Origin of the sequence: Polaribacter sp. PL03 (assembly GCF_033875165.1) — a bacterium.
GTDB lineage: Bacteria > Bacteroidota > Bacteroidia > Flavobacteriales > Flavobacteriaceae > Polaribacter.
The window spans coordinates 1-3,547 of sequence record NZ_JAWZSV010000023.1; the positions used below are offsets into that span (position 1 = coordinate 1).

Here is a 3,547-nt window from a genome sequence, read left to right on the forward strand (position 1 = left end):
AAAAAATTGCTTAAATTTATGCCTTATCAAAGCTTTTTGCTTTTTTAAAAATACTTCTAATTTTCCGGTGGAAAATTTGCCGCATTTTTAAATCGCAAAAATTTTTATACCAAAACGTTGTGGTGCATATAAAAACGAAAATTTGAACATTAAAGAAACATTTCTGATTTTACTAATTTTAACAATAGTCGGATGTCAAAATTATGACAAAAAGGAAAATTTACTTGTTCAAAAAGAATTTGGAAAATGGCGAAAGAACTGTGACAGTTTGAGTGTTGAATTGAATCTTGAAAAGTTTAATAATTGGAATGAATTAATAGAACGAGCTGAAAGAATTTCTTGCAATGATAGTGTTCCAAAAATTACTTTAAAAACGGAAAAAATATCGAAAACAATATATTTCCAAAATCCTTGTTGGGAAAAATTTGCTTGTATTCTAATAAAAGAAAAGAATGTAATAGTAATTAACAACAATAAAGTTATTAAAAATTCTGAAAAATTTTATCCTTTAGACAGTTTGAAAACTATTTTGAAGAAAGATTATTACAATTTCGGAAAAAACCCGAGTTTAAGCGATAACCCCGAAAAATTATTAATACAAATTTCATACGAAAAAAATGAATTCAAAAATTTTAAGAAAACACTAAAAAAATTAACTGAAACTTACGAAGAAATTGCAAAAAATAGAAACATAAATATTTGGCTTAATGAAAGAATTGAAACTATACCAATAACGAAACCACCACCTCCAATTCCGTTATATTAAGAAAACTGAATAAAAATACGCACCACAACACCGTATAAAATTAATTGCTGGCTTTTAGCTAATTTACGAAAGTCCAAACGGACTTTCTTGGTTCGTGTTTTATTTACTAAATTAGTCGCTTAAAACACGCAACTAACCTTATACAAAAACGTTGGCAGTAATAAAAAACAGAACGAATTGTCTATAATCATTGCAAAAATACAGAACAAGGAATATTTCTTTTTTTCAGATACAAAAGTATCTATCGAAAGTGACGATTCGACAGTATTTGGAGAACAAAAATTAAGACTAGCACCTGAAGAAGGTAGCTTAAAAGTTCATATTTTACAGAGAAGAATGTCTATCGCATTTGCAGGAACTGTTACTATTTGTGAGGAAATAATTCAAAGCCTTTTTAAGAAACAACCTAATAAAATACCTGAATATCTTCAAGAAGAATTAATTAGAAAAAATGATGATTCTGAATTTATCCTTGCTCTAGTTGATAAAGATTTTAATCCAAGATTATTCAAAATAGACCAGAAAAAATGTGAAGAAGGAAATTCATTCTGGATTGGAAACCAAAATGCATTCTCCGAATTTCAAAGTTTTTTTGTAGAGTCTGACATTAGTGATTTAAAGGAAAAAACTAGTAGGGCTTTTCAACAAATGTTAGAAAACACTAAAATCCCTACCATTGGAGACTTTGTTATTGGATGCCTTTTTACAGAGAAATATTCTTCTTTTATTTATGAAGATTCAATTTCATTTGCAGGAAGTTTAAAAACAATAACAATATCAGCAAACGAATGGACACAAATTGGAAATGAAACAAATGAAGATGGAGCTTTTATAGTATCAAATTTAATCTCTGATCAAGTACAGAAACCTGCAGTATGCCTATTTTTTGAATATGGAAATGTTGCTTTTTTATACTTTCCAATAACCGAAAACCATAGAGAAACAAGACCAATAGTTATAAAAACACAAAGTCGAAATCAACTACAAAATTATGTCTTAGAAAATTTTGGATTGAATTTAATTGGATTTACAATTAAAGGAGGAAAAATAAACTATAAATAAATACTACTGCCAACACCGTATAAAAAAAATTGCTAAATTAGTGCTCAAACAAAGGCAGTTGCATTTTTGCCAACTTCTGAATTTCCTTCGGAAATTCCTCGCTGACAAAACCGCAACTTTCCTTATACAACAACGTTGTGGTGCATTTACCACTCAAACTTCTGAATTGAATAAATGAAAAAATTAATATTTCGATTGACCTTACCTTTGACTTTAGTTTCATTCGGAATTATAACAAAATGGTCTTACGGAATTGTAGTTGACGGAACAGATGAGTTTTTATATGGATTTCCTTTGATTTATAAATGCAACGGATTCCACACATCTATGTCGACCCAATATTTTGTGACTGAAATGGGAATTAATTTATTAGCTTATTTTGTGTTTTGGCTAATTATAACATTAGTTCTAAATCGAATTTGGAAAATCAATATTCCGAAACGAATCGCTAAAATATTTTGGATAGGATTTGGAATTTTATTTTTAGGATTTGCTTACTTGTCAAATGAATTAGATGACCAATATTTAATGAAACGTGATTTTGACATAAAAATATTTGACAGCGGAATTTCAATTTTCGGAATCCACTCGACCGACAGAAAAAAATATCAAACTGAATTGAAAAATTGGAATGAAAAATAAAAAACGACACCACAACACCGTGTATAATTTATTGCTGGTAATCGCATACTTACGAAAGTCCTTTGGGACTTTCTTGGTTCGTGTTTCATTTACTAACTTTACTGCTTAACAACGCAACAAACCATACACAAAAACGTTGTAAAACATTTGTCTAAACCAAGAGACAGCTTTACTCACCGAAAAGTATAGTTAACTAAATATGATTTGATTAATACAAACCAAATTTGAATATTTGAAAAACGAAAACAATGAAAAACATACTATTTACTTTGATTTTAACTTTAAATTTTGCTGTTTCAAATGCAACAGATAAAGAAATAATAGCCGAAGTTGTATTTGAGAATTTAACAACTAAAGAATCAATTTCAGGAGAATTCTACATAAATGAAACTAATGAAAAAATTGAAATAGCAAATATTGAAAACTTCAAAATAACATTACCAAAAAAAGGAAAGTATCTGTTTAGGTTTATTACAGAAGACTTTATTGCTTTTATTTCTTACCCAAGAAGAATTACTAATAAAAAAAATGTAATTACAATTAAACTAATGTCAAAATATTACTCCGCGAATTTGGAAACTGACGTTACAAATGAAGAGATTGAAAATAGAATTTCAGACGAAAATGTGAATTTTATAATGCACGGAATAGACAACTCAATACCAATTGAATATTTAGAATTTAAGAAAAAATACGGAATTGGATTAATAAAGGAAAATTGTGTAATCGACCCAATTTCAATGAAAAAAGCAAGAGAAAATAATCAGAGAATTTTAAAATATTTGACAGATAAATATGGAGAAAACTGGTTGAAAGAACTAAAATCAAAACCATTCGGAATAAAATAAAACGTTTTACAACACCGTATAAACTTTATTGCTGGTTTTAGCTCACTTGGGAAATTCCTCCGGAATTTCGCCGTTCGTGTTTTATTTAGTAAATTCACTGCTTAAAAACGCAACAAAGCTTATACAACAACGTTATAATCAATTGCTCAGAAAAATCTGAAATCTGAAAGAAAGTGAATTAAAAACGTAAAAATCCACTCAAATTCTGAATAAAAATCTTTGTGGAACT

Annotated in this window: 4 protein-coding genes; all 4 read left to right on the forward strand. The window is 28.3% G+C overall.

All coding sequences use genetic code 11. The features are described 5' to 3' along the window. Window positions 1-142: 142 nt before the first annotated feature. The 4 genes from SHK09_RS15285 (at window position 143) to SHK09_RS15300 (ending at window position 3,318) form a co-directional block, all read left to right on the forward strand. The gene (locus SHK09_RS15285; RefSeq protein ID WP_319811660.1) at window positions 143-766 is read left to right on the forward strand and encodes a hypothetical protein; all 624 of its coding nucleotides are present in this window, start codon (window positions 143-145) and stop codon (window positions 764-766) included. 177 nt (window positions 767-943) lie between these two features. Further along, a complete protein-coding gene (locus SHK09_RS15290; protein ID WP_319811661.1) occupies window positions 944-1,828 on the forward strand; it encodes a hypothetical protein in 885 nt (294 codons plus the stop codon). Between the two features lie 174 nt (window positions 1,829-2,002). After that, window positions 2,003-2,470: a hypothetical protein gene (locus SHK09_RS15295; RefSeq protein ID WP_319811662.1), complete on the forward strand. Its 468-nt coding sequence runs from the start codon at window positions 2,003-2,005 to the stop codon at window positions 2,468-2,470. 248 nt (window positions 2,471-2,718) lie between these two features. Next, window positions 2,719-3,318, forward strand: a complete 600-nt coding sequence (locus tag SHK09_RS15300; RefSeq protein ID WP_203395334.1) for a hypothetical protein — start codon at window positions 2,719-2,721, stop codon at window positions 3,316-3,318. Window positions 3,319-3,547 lie beyond the last annotated feature (229 nt).

What these genes read in the sequence shown, in the direction of transcription:
- SHK09_RS15295 (WP_319811662.1), top strand. Translation starts at nt 2,003, where the DNA reads ATGAAAAAATTAATATTTCGATTGACCTTACCTTTGACTTTAGTTTCA.
- SHK09_RS15300 (WP_203395334.1), top strand. Translation starts at nt 2,719, where the DNA reads ATGAAAAACATACTATTTACTTTGATTTTAACTTTAAATTTTGCTGTT.